This window comes from Streptomyces sp. NPDC088097 (genome assembly GCF_044741845.1).
GTDB lineage: Bacteria > Actinomycetota > Actinomycetes > Streptomycetales > Streptomycetaceae > Streptomyces.
On the sequence record NZ_JBIUTJ010000006.1, the window covers coordinates 39,386 to 56,690 of the forward strand.

Sequence of the window (17,305 nt, forward strand, 5' to 3'; positions counted from 1 at the left end):
GTCCGCGGTGTGGCCCGAAGGCTCCTGTCCGTCGGCTCCCAGTCTGCTGTCTTCGCAGGTGGGAGCCCATCCGTACGCGTACTCATCTGTACGTCTAGGTACGGATACTCAGTTCTACGCCGCCGGCGCCCCCGGAGGGCACCGCCGACCGGGGGTCAACGGCTCCCGCTGACCCGCCCGCGCAGCAGCAGGGACAGCGCCGAGTGGACGTCGTCCAGCGAGCGCTCGCTCTGGAAGGACTGCCAGTCCAGCGCGGCCACCAGCACCATGCCGACCAGGGCCGCCGCCGTCAGCGGGACATCGATCTCGGAGCTGAGTTCCTCGCGTTCGACCCCCTCGCGCAGCACGTTCTCCACGACCGCGACGGCCTCTTGGCGCACCACCATCAAGGTGGACTGCCAGGCCCGGTTGGTCCGCCACAGCTCGGCCACGTAGAGCTGGGTGAAGGCCGGGTAGCGGTCGATGAAGACCAGGCCGGCCCGGATCATCTGGTCGAGGGCCTCGATCCGGCTGCCGCCGCGCGCCTCGGTCTCCTCCTCGGCCGTGCGCAGGGAGACGGTGAGCAGGCCCACCCCGTGCCGCAACAGCTCTTCGAAGAGGTCGGTCTTGCTGGCGAAGTTGTAGTAGACGGTGCCCTTGGCCACGCCCGCCCGCTCGGCGATCTCGTCGACGGTGGTCGCGGAGAAGCCCTGCTCGGCGATGAGGGTGACGGCCGCCTCGTAGAGCTTCTGGCGGGTGGCGGCCCGACGGCCGCCACCCGTTCCCGCGGTGGCGCCCGTGCTCGTGCCCGTACCGGTGCTGCTGCTTTCCATGGCGCTGATTCTCACAGGTCAACAGCCCCTTACAGGCTCAGTTCGGGGTGCAACCGGTCCATGGTCCATACCTGCTTGCCGCGGGCGGCCAGTGCGGTGAGGGCCAGGGCCCCGACGGTGAAGGCCGCCAGGACCGCGCAACCCTGCCACACGGGGGTGAGGTCGCCGCCGGTGATGAGGCGGCGCAGGCTCTCCACGATGTAGGACATCGGCAGGTAGGGGTGGATGGCGTTGAAGAAGTCCGGGCTGGTCTGCACGGGGTACGTGCCGCCCGCCGAGGTCAGCTGGAGCATCAGGGCGGCGAGGACCAGGATGCGGCCGGCCGCGCCGAACTTGGCGTTGAGCCACTGGACGATGGCCGCGAAGCAGGCGGTGACCAGGAAGAGGAAGCCGATGGTGAGGGCGGGGTGGGCCATCTCCAGGCCGAGGCCCGGGGCCCAGTGGAGCACGGACATCAGCAGGCCCACCTGTACGGCGCCGAGGCCGACCACGGGCAGCCAGCCCGCGAGGGCGATCCGCCAGGGCGAGGCTCCGGCGGCCAGGGCCCGCTTGTTCATGGGGGCGATCAGCATGTAGGCGACCATCGCGCCGACCCAGAGGGAGAGCGGGATGAAGTACGGGGCGAACCCGGTCCCGTAGTTGGGCGCCTTGTGCAGGGACTGGTTGGCGAGCCGGACCGGGTCGGCCATGACCTGGGTACGGGCGTCGCGCTGGCCCTGGTCGTAGTCCGGGATCTTGTCGACGCCGTCGTGCAGGCCGCCGGCGAGCGTGCCGCTGCCGTCGACCAGCTTGAACATGCCCCCGTTGAGGCTGTGCGCGCCGTCGCCGAGCTTGCCGACGCCCTCGCCGAGGGCTCCGGAGCCGCCCGCGGCGGTGCCGATGCCGGTGTGCAGTTGGACCATGCCGTCGGCGACCTTGTGGGCGCCGCTGTTGAGGGCGTTGATCTGGGCGACGGCCGCGTCGAGGTCGCCGGCGAGGCCGGGGGCCTTGACGACCAGCTCGCGGGCCTTGTTCTCCAGGTCGGTGAGCTGGGTGCGGAGCGTGCCGATGTCGCCGCCCGCGTTGCCCGCGAGGGTGTTGACGTCCCCGGAGAGCAGGGCCGCCTGCGCGGCGTCGTCCCTGATGACCTTGAGGTCGGGGCAGGAGGCCAGGTGCGGTTCGGCCCCCGGGGTGAGGCAGTGCTGCGTGTAGTAGGTGTCCAGGCCCTTGGAGACCCGCTGGGTGCGGGCGGCGGCGGCCGGGGCCTTCTCCACGAAGGTGCCGAGGTGCTTGTTGACCACCTGGGCGGTGTCGGCGACCAACTTGGCCGTGTCCGCGAGGTTCTTGGGGTCCTTCACGAAGGGACGGGCCTTGTCGGCGGCGCCGCCGACCTTGTTCGCGACGGTCTGGGTGCCCTCGGCGACCTGTCGGCTGCCGGTCTCCAATTGGCCCGCGGCCGAGTTGAGCTTCTTCAGGCCGCCGGTGAGTTCGCCGGTCTTCTCCTTGGCCGTGTCCAGGCCGTCGGCGAGGTCCTTCGCCCCCTGCTGGGCCTTGCCGGCGCCGTCCTTGAGCTTGTCGGCTCCGTCGGCGGCCTCGGCCGTCTTGTCGTGCAGGTCGGAGAAGGAGACGAAGATCTTGTCGAGGAATCCGCGGGAGGCGTTGGTCGAGGCCGCCGTGCGGACCTCGGCGAAGACGGTGCGGGAGATCGAGCCGACGATGTAGTTGTTCGCGTCGTTCGTGCGGACCTGGAGGGCGCCCGTGGTCGGATCGGCGCCCGAGCTGGAGGCGATCTTCGCGCTGAAGTCGGCGGGCATGGTGAGGGAGAGGTAGAACTTCCCGTCCTCCAGGCCCTTGGCCGCCTCCTCGGCGCTGACCTCGCGCCAGTCGAAGGTCTTGCTGGCGTGCAGCTTCTTGGTGATCTCACCGCCGGCGTCGAGGTGCTTGCCGTCGACGGTGGCACCCTTGTCGACGTTGACCAGGGCGACGGGCACCTTGTCGAGGCGGCTGTACGGGTCCCAGAACGACCAGAGGTACAGGGCTCCGTAGAGCAGCGGCAGCAGGAGCAGCGCGGCGAGGGCGGCCCGGGGCAGCTTCCCCCGCCCGAACCGCTTCAGCTCAAGCGCGGCCAGTTTCGGCGAGCGCATCGTCCGCCCCCTTCTCGGTGTCTTGTTCGTCGGCGGTGTCGGTGTCGGTGGCGGCGTCGGTGGCCGCTTCGTTCTCGTCCGGGGTGCCCGGCTCGGACGGGCCGGGCTTGCCCCAGGTGACCTTCGGGCCCTCGGCCCGCGCGACGGCGACCGGCTCGGCCGTCGGCGCGGCGGTTCGGGCGGGCTCGACGCTCTCGGCCGCCGGCGCGTCCGGTGCCGTGCGGAGCACGGTGACGCCTTGCGGGGCTTCGCTGCACACCGCGAGGACGGTGGTCCCCCGGTCGGCGATCGAACGCAGCAGCGCCCAGGCCTCGTCGCGCTCGGTGTCGGAGAGCTTGAGGTCGAGGTCGTCCAGGGCCAGCAGCCGGGGGTTGCCCAGCAGGGCGATGGCCACCGACAGCCGTACGTACTCCAGCCGTTCCAGGTCGCGCACGGAGGTCCGGGGGCCCTTGGGCAGGGTGGCGAGGTCCAGTCCGACGACGGTCAGCGCCTCCTCGATCCGGGTCGCGACGGAGGTGCGGGGCTCGCCGCGCGGGCGCAGCAGGGCGCGCAGGGGGCCGTCGTAGCGGCGCTGGAGCATGGCGCCTTCGCGCAGTTGCTCGGTGACGGTGAGGGCCTGGTCGAGGTCGTTGACCCCGGGGACCGGACCGAGGGCGGAGATCCGGCGGACCGCGGCCATCTTCTTCGGCAGTCGGTGGCGGCCGATCTCGGCGTGCCCCTCGGTGGGCTTCATCCGCCCGGTGAGGGCGAGGAGCAGGCAGGTCCGGCCGGTGCCGGAGGGGCCTTCGAGCGCGATGAGCGAACCGGGCGCCGCGTCGAGCGTCACGCCCCGGAAGGCCCAGCCGCGCGGGCCCTTGAGTCCGAAGCCCTCGGCCTTGACGGCCGCTCCGTGTGGGCTGTCCACGCCGTCCCCCTTCTTTTGAACTGACCGGTCAGTTCAAAAACTATCAGGTAGGAGCCCAAGGGCCGTACCCGAGGGGCACTTTGACGCCATGCCCGGCGACCCCCGGCCCGTCCCCTCCCGGACGTTTTCTTTCCGCATACCCGGATATCCGCAGGTCAGCGCGATTGTCAGTGGGGGCCGTCACGATGGACACACGGACCGCCACCTCAGGGAGTCGGCCCGGAACCGGCACCACCGCACGGCACCACACGACCGCAGCACCGACCGCACCACCGGACCGCAGCACCACACGGCACCACCGACGAACGGCGCGACCGACGCAGCACCCGCAACGACAGGAGGTTCGTCATGGCCACACCGTCCCCGTCCCCTGTCCACCCCGTCCCGCGCAGGTCGGCCGCACCCCCGGCCGCCCTGGACCTGCTGGCCAAGGCCCACCGCGGCCTGGCCGAGGCCGCCCGGCTGGACCGGCCCAACGAGCGGTACGCCACGGCCCATCTGGCCGCGCTGCGCGCCGCCGCGGCCGTCCTCGCCGCGCGCGGCCGGCCCGAGCCCGCGCACCCGAGGCGACGGCCCCGGATCCGCAGCGCGTGGGAGGTGCTGCCGGAGATAGCGCCGGAGCTGACCGAGTGGAGCGCCCTGTTCGCCTCGGGCGCCGACCGCCGGGCCAGGGCCGAGGCCGGCATACGGGACGCGGCGACCGGCCGGGAAGCCGACGACCTGGTGCGCGAAGTGGGCATGTTCCTGCGGTTGGTGGAGCGGATGCTCGCGCTCCGGCCCGTCGCCGGGCCCTCGGCGCCGCCGCTCCCGCAGCCACGACCGGAGCGTCCGCACGCGGGATGAGCCGGCCGATCGGCCGAGGCCATAGGGTGGGAGGCGCACCGATCCCCCACCCTTACGCGCCGAGGAGCCATCAGTCGTGTCGGACATTTCCCGCCCCCGTGCCGCCCTCCGCACCGCCGTGGTGTGGGAGGTCCTCAAGGAGGCCCTCGACCGCCGGGTGAAGGCGACCGGGCGGGATGTGCTCGACGTCCTGGACACCGGCGGCGGCACCGGCAAGTTCGCCGTGCCGGTGGCCCACCTGGGCCACCGGGTGACCGTGGTCGACCCCAGCCCGAACGCGCTGTTCGGGCTGGAGCGCCGGGTCGCCGAGGCCGGCGTCGCCGATCTGGTGCGCGGGGTCCAGGGCGACGCCCAGGGCCTCCTCGACGTGGTCGAGCGGGACGCCTACGACGTAGTGCTGTGCCACGGCGTGCTGGAGTACGTGGACGAGCCGGCCGAGGGCGTGGCCAACGCCGTCGCGGCCTTGCGCCCCGGCGGCGTGCTCAGCCTGCTCGGCGCCGGCGTCGGCGGGGCCGTGCTGGCGCGCGCGCTGGCCGGCCACTTCACCGAGGCCCGTACCGCGCTCACCGACCCGGCCGGGCGCTGGGGCTCCGGCGACCCGGTGCCGCGCCGCTTCACCGCCGAGCAGCTCTCCGAGCTCGTCGGCGGGGCCGGCCTGCGGGTGGGCGCCGTGCACGGGGTCCGGATCTTCGCCGACCTCGTCCCCGGAGTCCTGGTGGACACCGAGCCGGGCGCGGTCGAGGCGTTGCTGCGACTGGAGGAGGCCGCGGCGGAGCTGCCGGCCTTCCACGCGGTCGCCACACAACTGCACATTTTGGGCGAGAAGCCCGCCTGATCTGCGGGCTTTCCCGTAACCGGTCCGTCACTCCACCCTCCGATCCGGCGCGTGTCACCGTATGATCGAAGCACCGGTCGGCATGGCGGACTGTTCAATGGGGAATAAGCGCCTCAGTGACCGCGCTGGCGACGGTACGTTTGACCCAGATCCGAGGCGCAGCGTTCGGGCGCCGTGGATTGCAGAATGTGGCGTAGAGGGCGGGTGTCACGGGGGCGATTCCCCGCCTATCCTGAAGGGGACCCCTGGTCGCTACCCCCGCGACCGACGGATGAGGAGGACTCCCGTGCCGCTCTCGGAGCACGAGCAGCGCATGCTCGAGCAGATGGAGCGAGCGCTGTACGCCGAAGACCCCAAGTTCGCGACAGCGCTTGAGGGCAGTGGACTGCGCACGTACACCCGACGACGGGTCTACCAGGCAGTCGCAGGCATTGTGGTGGGTATCGCGCTCCTCATGACCGGTGTGATCTGGCAGGAAGTGCTCTGGATCAGCGTGGTGGGATTCCTCGTCATGCTGGCCTGTACGGTCCTCGTGGTCACCGGTTGGCGCAAGGCACCCAAGCCCGGCGAGCAGCCCGTCTCCGGCAGTACAGACGCCGCGGCCCACGGTGGCCGCGGTCGGCAGCGTCGGTCGATGATGACCCGCATCGAGGAACGGTGGCAGCGCCGCCGTGACGAACAGGGGCAGTAGCCCCACGAAGCTCAGCCCCGAGGGGACGACCGCGCGCGCGGCCGTCCCCTCGTCGCGTTCCCGGACCGCGCCCGGTCGCCGCCGACCCGGCGCGCCCCCCGGCTCGTCCCCCGTCGCGTCCGCCGTTTCTTCCCGCCCCCTCCCCCGTTCTGCTGCATGATGACCGGGTGAGTGTGCTCCCCCTGGTCTTCACCAGCGGCTGGGCCAGCGGGATCAACGCCTACGCCGTGGTCCTCCTGCTCGGCCTCTTCGGCGCGACCGGTCTGACCGACGAGGTCCCGGCCTCGCTCCAGCGCCCCGACGTCCTGATCGTGGCGGGCGTGCTCTTCCTCTGCGAGGCGGGCGCCGACAAGATCCCCTACGTGGACTCCCTCTGGGACACCGTCCACACGGTGATCCGGCCCCTCGCCGGGGCGGTGGTCGGCGCCCTGCTGGCCGGACAGAGCGGCTCGCTCTCCGACATCGCGGCGGGCGCCATCGGCGGTTCCACCGCCCTGGCCAGCCACGCGGTCAAGGCCGGCACCCGGATGGCGATCAACACCTCGCCCGAGCCGTTCAGCAACATCGTGATGAGCACCGCCGAGGACCTCGGCGTGTGCGGCATCGTCACCTTCGCGATGTTCAACCCGCAGGCCGCCGCGATCATCGCGGCCGTACTGCTGGCCGTCGGCCTGGCCCTGCTGGTCTTCCTGTGGACGCGGATCCGCCGCTACCTGCGCCGGCGCGCGCGGCGCCGTGAGGAGAAGCGGCTGGCGAGCGAGGCCCGGGCCGCCACCGGGGCACCACCCCGCTGAGGTCCTGACCTCGCTCGATAGGCTCAGCCGCATGGCAGGAATTGCGGTGATCGGCGCCGGCATGGGCGCGATGGCTACGGCGGCACGGCTGGCCGTGGCGGGGCACCGGGTGACGGTGTACGAGCGCGGGTCCACGTACGGCGGCGCGGTCGGCCGCTACGAGCGCGACGGGTTCGTCTTCGACACCGGGCCGGGGGTGTTGCACCTGCCCGCGGTCTACCGCGACCTGTTCGTGAAGACGGGCAGGGGGCCCCTGGAGGACCACGTCGACCTGGTGCAGCTGGACCCGGCGGTCCGGCACGTCCTGCACGGCACCTCCGTCACCCTTCCGGGCGCCTCGCGCGGCGGGGTCGCCGCCGCCCTCGACGAGGCCTTCGGCGCCGGGGCGGGCGAGCGCTGGAACACCGTGCTGGGGCGCGCCCGCGACACCTGGGACGCCACCCGGCGCCCCCTGCTGGAGGAGCCCCTGCGCCCCGACTGGCGCGAACTCGGCCGCGACCCCTACCCCGCGCCGCGCGGGAGCGGGCTGCTGCGCCGCCGTCCGCCGACGCTGGCCGAGACGGCCCGGCGCGAGCTGGGCGGCGGGCTCGGGGAGCTGCTGTCCGAGCGGGTGCGCTCGTACGGACTGGACCCCGACTCCGCGCCCGCCTCGGCGGCGGCGCTGCCCTACATGGAGCAGACCTTCGGCAGCTGGTACCCCCGGGGCGGGATGCGGGAGCTGGCCACCGCCGTGTACGAGCGCTGCCTGGAGCGTAAGGTCACCTTCCTGTTCGACACGCCCGTCCGGGAGGTGCTCTCCCGGGAGGGCCGGGCGGCCGGGGTGGTGCTGGCCGACGGCACCACCGCCGACGCCGACTCGGTGGTCTGCGGCATCGACCCGAGGCTGCTTCCAGCCCGCCGGGCGGGGCTGCGGGACGGCGTGCCGGCCCGCGGCAGGGAGGAGCCCGGCCGGATCACCCTGCTGCTGGCGCTGCGCGGGGCCCGCCCCGACGACGCCGTGCACCGCACCCTGGTGCACTCCTCGGGGCCGGCCGTCACCGTGCTGCGCCCGGACGACCCGGCGACGCGGCCCGACGCGGACCACGAGGCGGTCACCGTGAGCGCCGTCTGCGGGCCCGCGGGCGGGGCTCCGGTGCCGGACCCCGAGGCGCTGCTGGACCTGGCCGCACGGGCCGTCCCGGAGCTGCGCAAGCGGCTGTTGTGGGAGGAGGTGCGCACCCCCGAGGACGTGGAGGCGGCCACCGGGGCGCTGGGCGGTTCGGTGCCCCCGCCCGCCCTCGCGGGCGCCGGCGGGCGGCTGCTGTATCCGGCGAACGCGACGGCCCTGCCCGGGCTGTACCTGGCGGGCGGGTGGGCGCACCCGGGCGGCGGGCTGGCGCACGCCGGGATGTCGGGGGCCCTGGTGGCCGGACTGATCGTGGAGGGCGCGGAGTTCCGGGGCTCGCGGTGAGCCCGGGTCGGGGGGCCGGGCCGGGGCCCGGCCCCGCGACCGGTGGCCGGTCTCAGTAGCGGTACTGCTCGTACTCGCCGTTGCCCTGGTACGGGTAGCCCTGCTGCGGCGGCTGCTGCTGCGGGTCCTGCTCCGGGTGGACCGGCGGCGCGTCGGCGCCCCGCTGCTGCGGTACCCAGACCCCGCCGGGCGGGGTGTCCATGGAGTACTGCTGCTGCGAGTAGTCGGCGTAGGGCGCGTAGTCCGCGTTGCCGTAGGGGGGCGCCGGGGCGACCCCGCCGCCGGTGCCGATGTACGGGTCCGAGTAGGCGGCGTAGACCTGTTGCTCGCCCGTCGGGTAGCCGGTGGTGTAGTCGTAGCCGCCCTGGCCCTGCCGGGGGTCGTAGGAGGCCGCGTACTGGTGGGCGTCCTGCTCGGGGGTGGTGAAGGGCGAGGCGAAGGCGGTCGTCGCGTCGGGCTGTTGCGGGACGAGGCCCTGGATCCCGTAGGAGCCCGTGTCCTCGGGGACCGGCTCGGGGGTGAACACCGAGTCCTCACGGCCGTCTTCCTCGCCGCGGCCCCGGGCGCCGTACTCCAGCCCGGTCACCTCCAGCGCGGGCTCGGGTCGCGCGGGGCCGCCCGCGCGCCGACGTCCGGACTTCCGTTCCCGCGGCGCCGGCGCCGCGTCCTTGCCGCGGCGCAGGGCCCAGCCGGCCACGAAGCCCTTGCGGAAGGAGAGCGTGACCAGGATCTGGCCGACGGCGAAGGCCGTGGCCCCGGCGGCGATGACGAGCACCGAGGGCAGCAACACCCCCGCCACGACCGCGAGGAAGCCGGTGAAGGCGAGCAGCCGCCAGCGCAGCCGCGCCTTGTACTGCATCAGGACCTCGGCAAGCAGCCACAACGCGACGAATCCGAACGCGGTGTAGAGGACCGTCATTCCCATCCGGGGCCCCTCTCGGTACGGCCGACCGCGCGGGAGACGGGGATACGGCCGATCAGGCCCGCTGGTGCAGGCCCAGGTTCTCGTAGATCTCAAGGGTCGCCGTGGAGTTGTTCAGCGTGATGAAGTGCAGCCCCGGGACACCCTCGGACAGCAGCCGCGCGCAGAACTCCGTGGCGAACTCGATGCCAATGGAGCGTACAGCGGCGGGATCGTCCTTGACGGCGAGCATGCGCTCTTTCACATCCGCGGGGAAGAGCGCGGTGCTCAGTTGCGGCAGCCGATCGAGCTGCTTGATGCTCACAACAGGCATGACCTCGGGGATGATCGGGGTTTCGCAGCCCGCCTTCTCGACGCTGTCGCGCAGCCGCAGATAATTCTCCGGATCGAAGAACATCTGGGTGATCGCGTAGTCGGCGCCCGCGCGGCACTTGTCCACGAAGTGCCGGATGTCCGTGTCCCAGTCCTCCGAGCGCGGGTGCATCTCGGGGAAGGCCGCGACGCCCACGCAGAAGTCGCCCGACTCCTTGAGCAGGCGCACGAGGTCGGCCGCGTACTCGACGCCCTCGGGGTGCCTGACCCACGGACCCATGGGGTCGCCCGGCGGGTCTCCGCGCACGGCGAGCATGTTGCGGATCCCGGCGTCGGCGAACTGGCCGATGACGTGGCGCAGCTCGGCGATGGAGTGGTCCACCGCGGTGAGGTGCGCGACGGGCGTCAGGGTGGTGTTCGCGGCGATCTGCTCGGTGGCCCGGACGGTGCCGCCGCGGGTCGAGCCGCCGGCGCCGTAGGTGACGGAGACGAAGCTCGGGGATACCGCCTCGATCCGGCGGAGCGCGTTCCAGAGGTTGCGCTCGCCCTTCTCGGTCTTGGGGGCCCAGAACTCGAAGGAGTACGAGCGCCCGGACGCGATGAGGTCCCGGACGGTGTGTGCACGGTCCGACCAGGTGGAAGCGGTACCAGAGGCCATACGGGCAGGTTAGACGCGGCGCTGCGGACACCGAAGCCGCGTCCACCCATTGGACGCGTTTTTGGACACTATGCCAGGCGGGCGCGGATCTTCTCGGAGAGTTCGGCGGCGGCGGCCCTCGGGTCGGAGGCCTCGGTGATCGCGCGGACCACCACCACACGGGTGGCTCCGGCGTCGAGGACCTCGTCGAGGTTGCCGAGGTCGATGCCGCCGATGGCGAACCAGGGCCGGTCCTGGGCGAGGGAGGCCGCGTGGCGCACGAGGTCGAGTCCGGGGGCGTACCGGCCGGGCTTGGTGGGGGTGGGCCAGCAGGGGCCGGTGCAGAAGTAGTCCACTCCGGGCTCGGCGGCGGCGGCGTCGACCTCTGCCTCGGAGTGGCAGGAGCGGCCGATGAGCACGCCGGGGGCCAGGATCGCGCGGGCGGCGGGGACGGGGATGTCGCCCTGACCGAGGTGGAGGACGTCGGAGCCGATGGCGTGCGCGACATCGGCGCGGTCGTTCACGGCGAGGAGCCTGCCGTGGCGGCGGGCGGCCTCGGCGAAGACCGCGAGGTGTTCGAGTTCCTCGGCGGCTTCCATGCCCTTGTCGCGGAGCTGGACGACGTCGACCCCGCCGGACAGGGCCGCGTCCAGGAACTCGGGGAGGTCGCCCTGCCGCTTGCGCGCGTCCGTGCACAGGTAGAGCCGGGCGTCGGACAGCTGCTGCATGGGTGTACCCCCCGTGGTGGTGGCGTACGGGGCCGACGCGCGCGCGTCGGCCCCGTACGCCTGTGGATCAGCCGGTCAGAGGGCGAGCGCCTGAGCGCGACGCTTCACCTCCGTGCCGCGATTCTCGCTCAGCGCCTGAGCGGGGGTTCCGGGCAGGGTCGGGTCCGGCGTGAACATCCACTCCAGGATCTCCGCGTCGGAGAAGCCGTCGTCGCGCAGGACGGTCAGCAGTCCGACGAGACCCTTGACGATCTTGTCGCCGTCGAGGAAGGGGGCGGGCACCTGGAGGGAGCGGTTCTCGCCGCGGCGCACGGCGAGCAGCTGACCTTCCTTGACCAGCTGGCGGACCCGGGTCACTTCGATGTCGAGCATCTCCGCGATGTCGGGGAGGTACAGCCAGGCGGGGACAAGGGCATCGATCTTTGCGTCAATCTCGGTCACGGGGACAAGCCTGCCATCTCGGGCCGAGACCCGGTACCTGGCCCCGTCCGTCCGGGTCGGGGCCGGGCGCCGGGCGGGTCAGGCGAGGGCGGATTTCAGCGCGACGGCCGGGTCGGCGACCTTCGCGGGGTCGAGGGGCGCGGCCGACTCGATGAGCCTGCGGCCCTGGGCGATGTCCCGGGGCCGACCCACGGCGAGGACGCCGACCAGGGCCCCCTCGCGCAGCCAGCACACCGACCAGGCGGCCCCGCCCGGGTCGCCGCGCCCGATCAGGGTGTCGGCGCCGCCGTGGTGGCCGGCGTACTGCACGAAGCGGCCGAACTGCTCGGACCAGAAGTAGGGCACCGGGTCGTAGGGCGGTACGGGCTCCCCCGTCGGGCCGGCGAGGATGTTCGCGGCGACGGTGCGGGGGCCCTGGAGGGCGTTGTCCCAGTGGTGGACCAACAGGCGGGCGCCGTAGCGGGCCGAGGGGAAGGAGGCGCAGTCGCCGACCGCGTACACCCCGGGCAGGGAGGTGCGCAGGTGCGCGTCGGCGGTGACGGAGCCGTCCGGGCCGCGCTCGATCCCGGTGCCGGCGAGCCAGCCCGTGGCGGGGCGGGCGCCGATGCCGACGACCACCGCGCCGGCCTCCAGCTCGCGGCCGTCCTCCAGCCGGACCCGGCCCTCCTCGACGCCGGCCACCCTGGCGCCGGTGAGCAGGGTGGCGCCGGCCTCGGCGTACCAGCGGGCCATGGGGGCGGCGACCTCGGCGGGCAGGGCTCCGGCGAGGACCCGGTCGGCGGCCTCGACCACGGTCACGGCGCAGCCGGCCTCGCGGGCGGCCGTGGCGAACTCGGCGCCGATCCAGCCGGCGCCGACGACCACGACGGCCGGGGCGGCGGCCAGGACGGGGCGCAGCCGGGCGGCGTCGTCGAGGGTGCGCAGGAGGTGGACCCCCGGGACGGACTCGGTGCCGGGGAGGGTCAGCGGTTCGGCGCCGGTGGCCAGGACGAGGACCTCGTAGGGGACCGGTCCGACCTCGGTGTCCAGCTCGCGCTCCCCCGGGCACAGTCCGGTGACCTCGACGCCGAGGCGCAGGTCGATGTCCAGGCCCTCGAAGTCCACGTCGAAGGCGGAGTCCTCGGCCTTGCCGAGCAGCACCGCCTTGGACAGCGGGGGTCGGTCGTAGGGCTGGTGGGGTTCGGCTCCCAGCAGGGTGACGGGGCCGGTGAACCCCTGTTCGCGCAGGGCCACCGCGGTCTGTACCCCGGCCATTCCGGCGCCGACGATCACAACGCCGGGCTTCGTCTGTTCCGTCTGCTCGCTCACCCGGCCCACCCTATTGAACTGACGGCCCGTCAGGAACAGGGGGCGGGGAGGCAGCCTTACCCGCCGTCGCCCCCGGGGTTAGTCTGGCCACCGTACCTATCGCGGGAGTCCGGGCGCACCGGGCTGAGAGGGAGGCTGGCCGGCCTCCGACCGTACGAACCTGATCCGGGTCATGCCGGCGAAGGGAGGGGCTGGACGCCCATGCACTCATCTCGAACATCCGGGACGGCTCGCACGTCCGGGACGGCTCGCACGCCCGAAGGACCCGGCACAGGATCCGGCACGTCCGGGCCGTCCCGCAAGGGGTCCGACGTCCTCGTCATCGGGGGTGGCCTGATCGGCCTGGTCACCGCCTGGCGGGCGGCCCGCCGCGGACTGCGCACCACCCTGGCCGACCCGGACCCCGGCGGCGGCGCCGCCCGGGTCGCGGCCGGCATGTTGGCCGCCGTCACCGAGCTGCACTACGGCGAGGAGACCCTCCTCGGGCTCAACGTGGCCTCCGCCGCCCGCTACCCGCAATTCGCCGCCGAGCTGGCGGAGGCCTCCGGCGGCCTGGACATCGGCTACCGGGCCTGCGGCACCCTCGCCGTGGCCCTCGACGCCGACGACCGCCTCCACCTGCGGGAACTCCACGCCCTCCAGCGCCGCTGCGGCCTGGAGTCGGAGTGGCTCACCGGACGCGAGTGCCGCCGCCTGGAGCCGATGCTGGCCCCCGGCGTACGCGGCGGGCTGCGCGTCGACGGCGACCACCAGGTGGACCCCCGCCGGCTCGCGGCGGCGTTGCTGGCCGCCTGCGAACGGGCCGGGGTCACCGTGCACCGGGCGAGGGCCGAGCGGTTGCTGACCGGGGCCGACCGCGCGCTGGGCGCCGTACTGGAGGACGGTACGGAGCTGCGCGCCGACCAGACCGTCCTCGCGGCCGGCTCGCTCAGCGGGCGCCTGGCCGGGGTGCCGCCCGAGGTGGAGGTGCCGGTGCGGCCGGTGAAGGGACAGGTCCTGCGGCTGACGGTGCCGGCGGCGTACGCGCCGTTCCTGTCGCGGACCGTACGGGCCGTCGTGCGCGGCAGCCACGTCTACCTGGTGCCGCGCGAGAACGGCGAACTCGTCGTCGGCGCCACCAGCGAGGAACTCGGCTGGGACACCACGGTCACGGCGGGCGGGGTCTACGAACTGCTGCGCGACGCCCACGAGCTGGTCCCCGGGATCACCGAACTCCCGCTGACCGAAACCCTCGCGGGCCTGCGCCCGGGCTCCCCCGACAACGCCCCGCTGCTCGGCCCGACCGAGCTGCCGGGCCTGCACCTGGCCACGGGCCACTACCGCAACGGGGTGCTACTGACCCCGCTCACCGGCGACGTCATGGCGGAGCTCCTCGCGACCGGCGTCGTGCCGGAGGTCGCCCGCCCCTTCACCCCGCGCCGCTTCTCCACCACCCGCACGCGTCAGGAGTCCCTCGTATGACCATCTCCGTCAACGGCGAGCCGCGCGAGATCGCGGCCGGCACCACCCTCGACGCGGTGGTCGCCTCCCTGAGCGCGGCCCCGTCCGGCGTGGCCGCGGCCCTCAACGAGACCGTCGTCCCGCGCGGGCAGTGGTCCCGCACCCCGGTGGGCGAGGGCGACCGCGTCGAGGTCCTCACCGCCGTGCAGGGGGGCTGAGCGCGATGGCCGACGACCTCTTCACCCTCGCCGGGAGGACCTTCTCCTCCCGGTTGATCATGGGCACGGGCGGGGCCCCGAGCCTGGACCTCCTGGAACGGGCCCTGATCGCCTCCGGCACCGAGCTGACCACGGTGGCCATGCGCCGCCTGGACCCGACGGTGCAGGGCTCGGTCCTGTCCGTCCTGGAGCGGCTCGGGATCGCGGTCCTGCCGAACACGGCGGGCTGCTTCACCGCGGGCGAGGCCGTGCTCACCGCCCGGCTGGCCCGGGAGGCACTGGGCACGGACTGGATCAAGCTGGAGGTGGTCGCCGACGAGCGCACCCTCCTGCCGGACGGGGTCGAGCTGCTGGACGCCGCCGAGGTCCTCGTCGACGAGGGCTTCACCGTGCTGCCCTACACGAACGACGACCCGGTGCTGGCGCGCAAGCTGGAGGACGTGGGCTGCGCGGCGATCATGCCGCTCGGCTCCCCTATCGGCTCGGGCATGGGCATCCGCAACCCGCACAACTTCGAGCTGATCACCGAACGGGCCGGGGTCCCGGTGATCCTGGACGCGGGCGCGGGCACCGCGTCCGACGTGGCCCTGGCGATGGAACTGGGCTGCGCGGGTGTGATGCTCGCCTCGGCCGTGACCCGGGCGCAGTCTCCGGTGCTGATGGCCGCCGCGATGCGGGACGCCGTCACCGCGGGCCGGCTCGCCTTCCGCGCGGGCCGCATCCCCCAACGCCGCTTCGCGCAGGCCTCCTCCCCGCAGGAGGGCCTCCCCGCCCTGGACCCGGAACGCCCGGCGTTCTGACGTCCCGGCGCGCCGGGATTCCGGCGCGCCGGGCCCGTTTTCGGAGCGGGATGCGTCACAGGTGCGCTGCAAGCGAGGGGACCCCGGCGGGGGCGCGGTGGGGCGCTCGTAGAATCGGCGGGTGGATACGACCCTGGATGACCCCCTCGTCGGGCGCGTGCTCGACGGCCGCTACCGCGTCGACGCCCGTATCGCGGCCGGCGGCATGGCCACGGTCTACCGGGCCCTCGACACCCGGCTCGACCGGATCCTCGCGCTCAAGGTGATGCACCCGGCACTGGCCGCCGACGGCGTCTTCGTGGACCGCTTCATCCGCGAGGCGAAGTCCGTGGCCCGCCTGGCCCACCCCAACGTGGTGGCCGTCTTCGACCAGGGCACGGACGGACCCTTCACCTACCTCGCGATGGAGTACGTCTCCGGCTGCACCCTGCGCGACGTGCTCCGCGAGCGCGGCGCGCTCCACCCGAGAGCCGCGCTGGACATCCTCGAACCGGTCCTCGCCGCCCTCGGCGCCGCCCACCGCGCCGGGTTCGTCCACCGGGACATGAAGCCGGAGAACGTCCTCATCGGCGACGACGGCCGGGTCAAGGTCGCCGACTTCGGCCTGGTCCGCTCCGTGGACTCCGTCACGAACACCACCGGCTCGATCCTCGGCACCGTCTCCTACCTGGCGCCCGAGCAGATCGAGAACGGCGTCACCGACACCCGCGTGGACGTCTACGCCTGCGGCGTCGTCCTGTACGAGATGCTCACCGGATCGAAGCCCCACACCGGCGGCTCCCCCGCCCAGGTCATCTACCAGCACCTCCACGAGGACGTCCCGCCCCCGTCGGCGCTCGTCCCCGGGCTTCCGGCCGCCCTCGACGAGCTGGTGGCCGGGGCCACCGCCCGCGACCCCGAGCTGCGCCCCCTCGACGCCGCCGCCCTCCTCGGGCTGGCCCTGGAGGCCCGGGCACGGTCGGGCGAGGCCGAGCTGGACGCCGTACCGCCGCAGGCGCACGCCGTCGAGCGGTCCTCCGCCGAGGACCGCACCGGCGTGATCGCCCGACCGGTGACGGCCTCGCACGCGCAGCAGTCCGTGAACCAGACCTCCCGGCTGGAGTCCGCCCCGGCGCTCCACTCCCACTCCGCCGCCCCCGCCCCGCACCGCGGGCGGCCCCGGCGCGGCGTGCTCCTCGTCGTCGCCGGGCTCCTGCTGGCCCTCGGGATCGGCGGCGGCGTCTGGTACATCAACTCCGGCCAGTTCACCAAGGTCCCCAACCTCCTCGGCAAGACGGAGGAGCAGGCCCGGGCCCAGCTGTCGGCGGCCGGCCTGGGCGTGAAGGGGGTCGACCGGAAGTTCAGCGGGTCCTTCGACCGCGGCACGGTGATGAACACCGACCCGCCCGGTGGCCGTCGGATCCGGGGCAACGGCGCGGTGGCCCTGACGATCTCGCGCGGCCCCGAGGAGGTCAGCGTGCCCGACCTCAAGGGCAGGACGCTGGCGGAGGCGAAGGCCGAGCTGACCAGGACGGGTCTGGCCCCGGGCATCGTCACCCAGGCCTTCGACCAGGACGTCGCGCAGGGCTCGGTGGTCGCCACCAACCCGGCGGGCGGCCAGAAGCGGGCCCCGGACACCGCCGTCTCCCTCGTGGTCAGCAAGGGTCGCCCCGTGCCGGTCCCGAACGTGATCGGACTGGACCCGGCGGCCGCGAAGGGGCAGCTGGAGGGCCTGGGCCTCAAGGTGGTCGTGGCCCCGGAAGGCGTCAACTCGGCGCAGTCGGCCGGCAGCGTCGCCGCCCAGTCCCCCGCCCCCTCGGCCCAGGCCGCCGCCGGTGACACGGTGACGCTGACCCCTTCCAAGGGTCCCCGGCCCGTCCAGGTGCCGGACGTGACCGGCCAGGACGTGGACGTGGCCCGCAGGATGCTGGAGGGCCTCGGCTTCAAAGTGAAGGTGGAGCGCCCCTTCTTCTCCTTCAGCAGCACGATCGACACCCAGTCGGTGCCCGGCGGCCAGAGCGCTCCCGAGGGCAGCACCATCACCGTCAAGACGAAGGGCCTGTGAGCG

At 73.5% G+C, this 17,305-nt stretch carries 17 protein-coding genes and 1 riboswitch; of the genes, 9 read left to right on the forward strand and 8 right to left on the reverse strand.

Annotated elements, in window-relative coordinates:
• Window positions 1–155: 155 nt before the first annotated feature.
• Genes ACIOD1_RS19710 through ACIOD1_RS19720 form a run of 3 tightly spaced genes read right to left on the reverse strand, consistent with a single transcriptional unit; the run spans window position 156 to window position 3,839 of the window.
• Window positions 156–812, reverse strand: a complete 657-nt coding sequence (locus tag ACIOD1_RS19710; RefSeq protein ID WP_365613551.1) for a helix-turn-helix domain-containing protein — start codon at window positions 810–812, stop codon at window positions 156–158.
• 29 nt (window positions 813–841) lie between these two features.
• Window positions 842–2,935, reverse strand: coding sequence for a YhgE/Pip family protein (locus ACIOD1_RS19715; RefSeq protein WP_401903596.1), 2,094 nt, complete (start codon window positions 2,933–2,935; stop codon window positions 842–844).
• The gene (locus tag ACIOD1_RS19720) at window positions 2,907–3,839 is read right to left on the reverse strand and encodes an ATP-binding cassette domain-containing protein (protein ID WP_365613556.1); all 933 of its coding nucleotides are present in this window, start codon (window positions 3,837–3,839) and stop codon (window positions 2,907–2,909) included. The genes ACIOD1_RS19715 and ACIOD1_RS19720 overlap by 29 nt, the downstream gene beginning before the upstream one ends.
• 348 nt (window positions 3,840–4,187) lie before the next feature.
• Here ACIOD1_RS19720 and ACIOD1_RS19725 point away from each other — a divergent pair, with 348 nt between their 5' ends.
• The 5 genes from ACIOD1_RS19725 to ACIOD1_RS19745 all read left to right on the forward strand — a co-directional run bounded on the left by ACIOD1_RS19725 (window position 4,188) and on the right by ACIOD1_RS19745 (window position 8,452).
• A complete protein-coding gene (locus ACIOD1_RS19725) occupies window positions 4,188–4,682 on the forward strand; it encodes an SAV_6107 family HEPN domain-containing protein (RefSeq protein WP_401903598.1) in 495 nt (164 codons plus the stop codon).
• A 76-nt stretch (window positions 4,683–4,758) separates the two neighbouring features.
• Entirely contained in the window at window positions 4,759–5,517 is a 759-nt protein-coding gene (locus ACIOD1_RS19730; RefSeq protein ID WP_401903600.1) for a methyltransferase, read from the forward strand.
• 286 nt (window positions 5,518–5,803) lie between these two features.
• On the forward strand, window positions 5,804–6,208 hold the full coding sequence (locus ACIOD1_RS19735) for a DUF3040 domain-containing protein (protein WP_365613564.1): 405 nt from the start codon (window positions 5,804–5,806) through the stop codon (window positions 6,206–6,208).
• Between the two features lie 167 nt (window positions 6,209–6,375).
• Complete coding sequence (locus tag ACIOD1_RS19740) at window positions 6,376–7,002, forward strand: DUF4126 domain-containing protein (RefSeq protein WP_365613567.1); 627 nt, start codon at window positions 6,376–6,378, stop codon at window positions 7,000–7,002.
• Window positions 7,003–7,033: 31 nt separating this feature from the next.
• Entirely contained in the window at window positions 7,034–8,452 is a 1,419-nt protein-coding gene (locus tag ACIOD1_RS19745) for an NAD(P)/FAD-dependent oxidoreductase (RefSeq protein WP_365613570.1), read from the forward strand.
• A 52-nt stretch (window positions 8,453–8,504) separates the two neighbouring features.
• On the opposite strand, the gene ACIOD1_RS19750 is transcribed toward ACIOD1_RS19745, so the two are convergent.
• The 5 genes from ACIOD1_RS19750 to ACIOD1_RS19770 form a co-directional block, all read right to left on the reverse strand.
• On the reverse strand, window positions 8,505–9,377 hold the full coding sequence (locus ACIOD1_RS19750; protein ID WP_365613573.1) for a hypothetical protein: 873 nt from the start codon (window positions 9,375–9,377) through the stop codon (window positions 8,505–8,507).
• Between the two features lie 52 nt (window positions 9,378–9,429).
• Window positions 9,430–10,344, reverse strand: a complete 915-nt coding sequence (gene metF / locus ACIOD1_RS19755; protein ID WP_365613576.1) for a methylenetetrahydrofolate reductase [NAD(P)H] — start codon at window positions 10,342–10,344, stop codon at window positions 9,430–9,432.
• A gap of 68 nt (window positions 10,345–10,412) precedes the next feature.
• The gene (gene thiE / locus ACIOD1_RS19760; protein WP_401903603.1) at window positions 10,413–11,051 is read right to left on the reverse strand and encodes a thiamine phosphate synthase; all 639 of its coding nucleotides are present in this window, start codon (window positions 11,049–11,051) and stop codon (window positions 10,413–10,415) included.
• 75 nt (window positions 11,052–11,126) lie between these two features.
• Entirely contained in the window at window positions 11,127–11,492 is a 366-nt protein-coding gene (locus ACIOD1_RS19765; RefSeq protein ID WP_365613581.1) for an Rv2175c family DNA-binding protein, read from the reverse strand.
• A gap of 78 nt (window positions 11,493–11,570) precedes the next feature.
• Complete coding sequence (locus ACIOD1_RS19770; protein ID WP_401903605.1) at window positions 11,571–12,800, reverse strand: NAD(P)/FAD-dependent oxidoreductase; 1,230 nt, start codon at window positions 12,798–12,800, stop codon at window positions 11,571–11,573.
• 91 nt (window positions 12,801–12,891) lie between these two features.
• Window positions 12,892–13,004: riboswitch (TPP riboswitch) on the forward strand.
• On the opposite strand from ACIOD1_RS19770, the gene thiO reads away from it, so the two are divergent.
• The 4 genes from thiO to pknB all read left to right on the forward strand — a co-directional run bounded on the left by thiO (window position 13,002) and on the right by pknB (window position 17,302).
• Window positions 13,002–14,261 (forward strand): glycine oxidase ThiO, encoded by a 1,260-nt coding sequence (thiO, locus tag ACIOD1_RS19775; RefSeq protein WP_401903607.1) that lies wholly within the window; start codon window positions 13,002–13,004, stop codon window positions 14,259–14,261. (Overlaps the previous riboswitch by 3 nt.)
• A complete protein-coding gene (gene thiS, locus ACIOD1_RS19780) occupies window positions 14,258–14,458 on the forward strand; it encodes a sulfur carrier protein ThiS (protein WP_365613587.1) in 201 nt (66 codons plus the stop codon). The genes thiO and thiS overlap by 4 nt, the downstream gene beginning before the upstream one ends.
• A gap of 5 nt (window positions 14,459–14,463) precedes the next feature.
• Window positions 14,464–15,258 carry a thiazole synthase gene (locus tag ACIOD1_RS19785; RefSeq protein WP_365613589.1) on the forward strand — a complete coding sequence of 265 codons (795 nt, stop codon included), beginning with the start codon at window positions 14,464–14,466 and terminating at the stop codon, window positions 15,256–15,258.
• Window positions 15,259–15,379: 121 nt separating this feature from the next.
• Window positions 15,380–17,302, forward strand: a complete 1,923-nt coding sequence (gene pknB / locus ACIOD1_RS19790; RefSeq protein ID WP_365613592.1) for a Stk1 family PASTA domain-containing Ser/Thr kinase — start codon at window positions 15,380–15,382, stop codon at window positions 17,300–17,302.
• Window positions 17,303–17,305 lie beyond the last annotated feature (3 nt).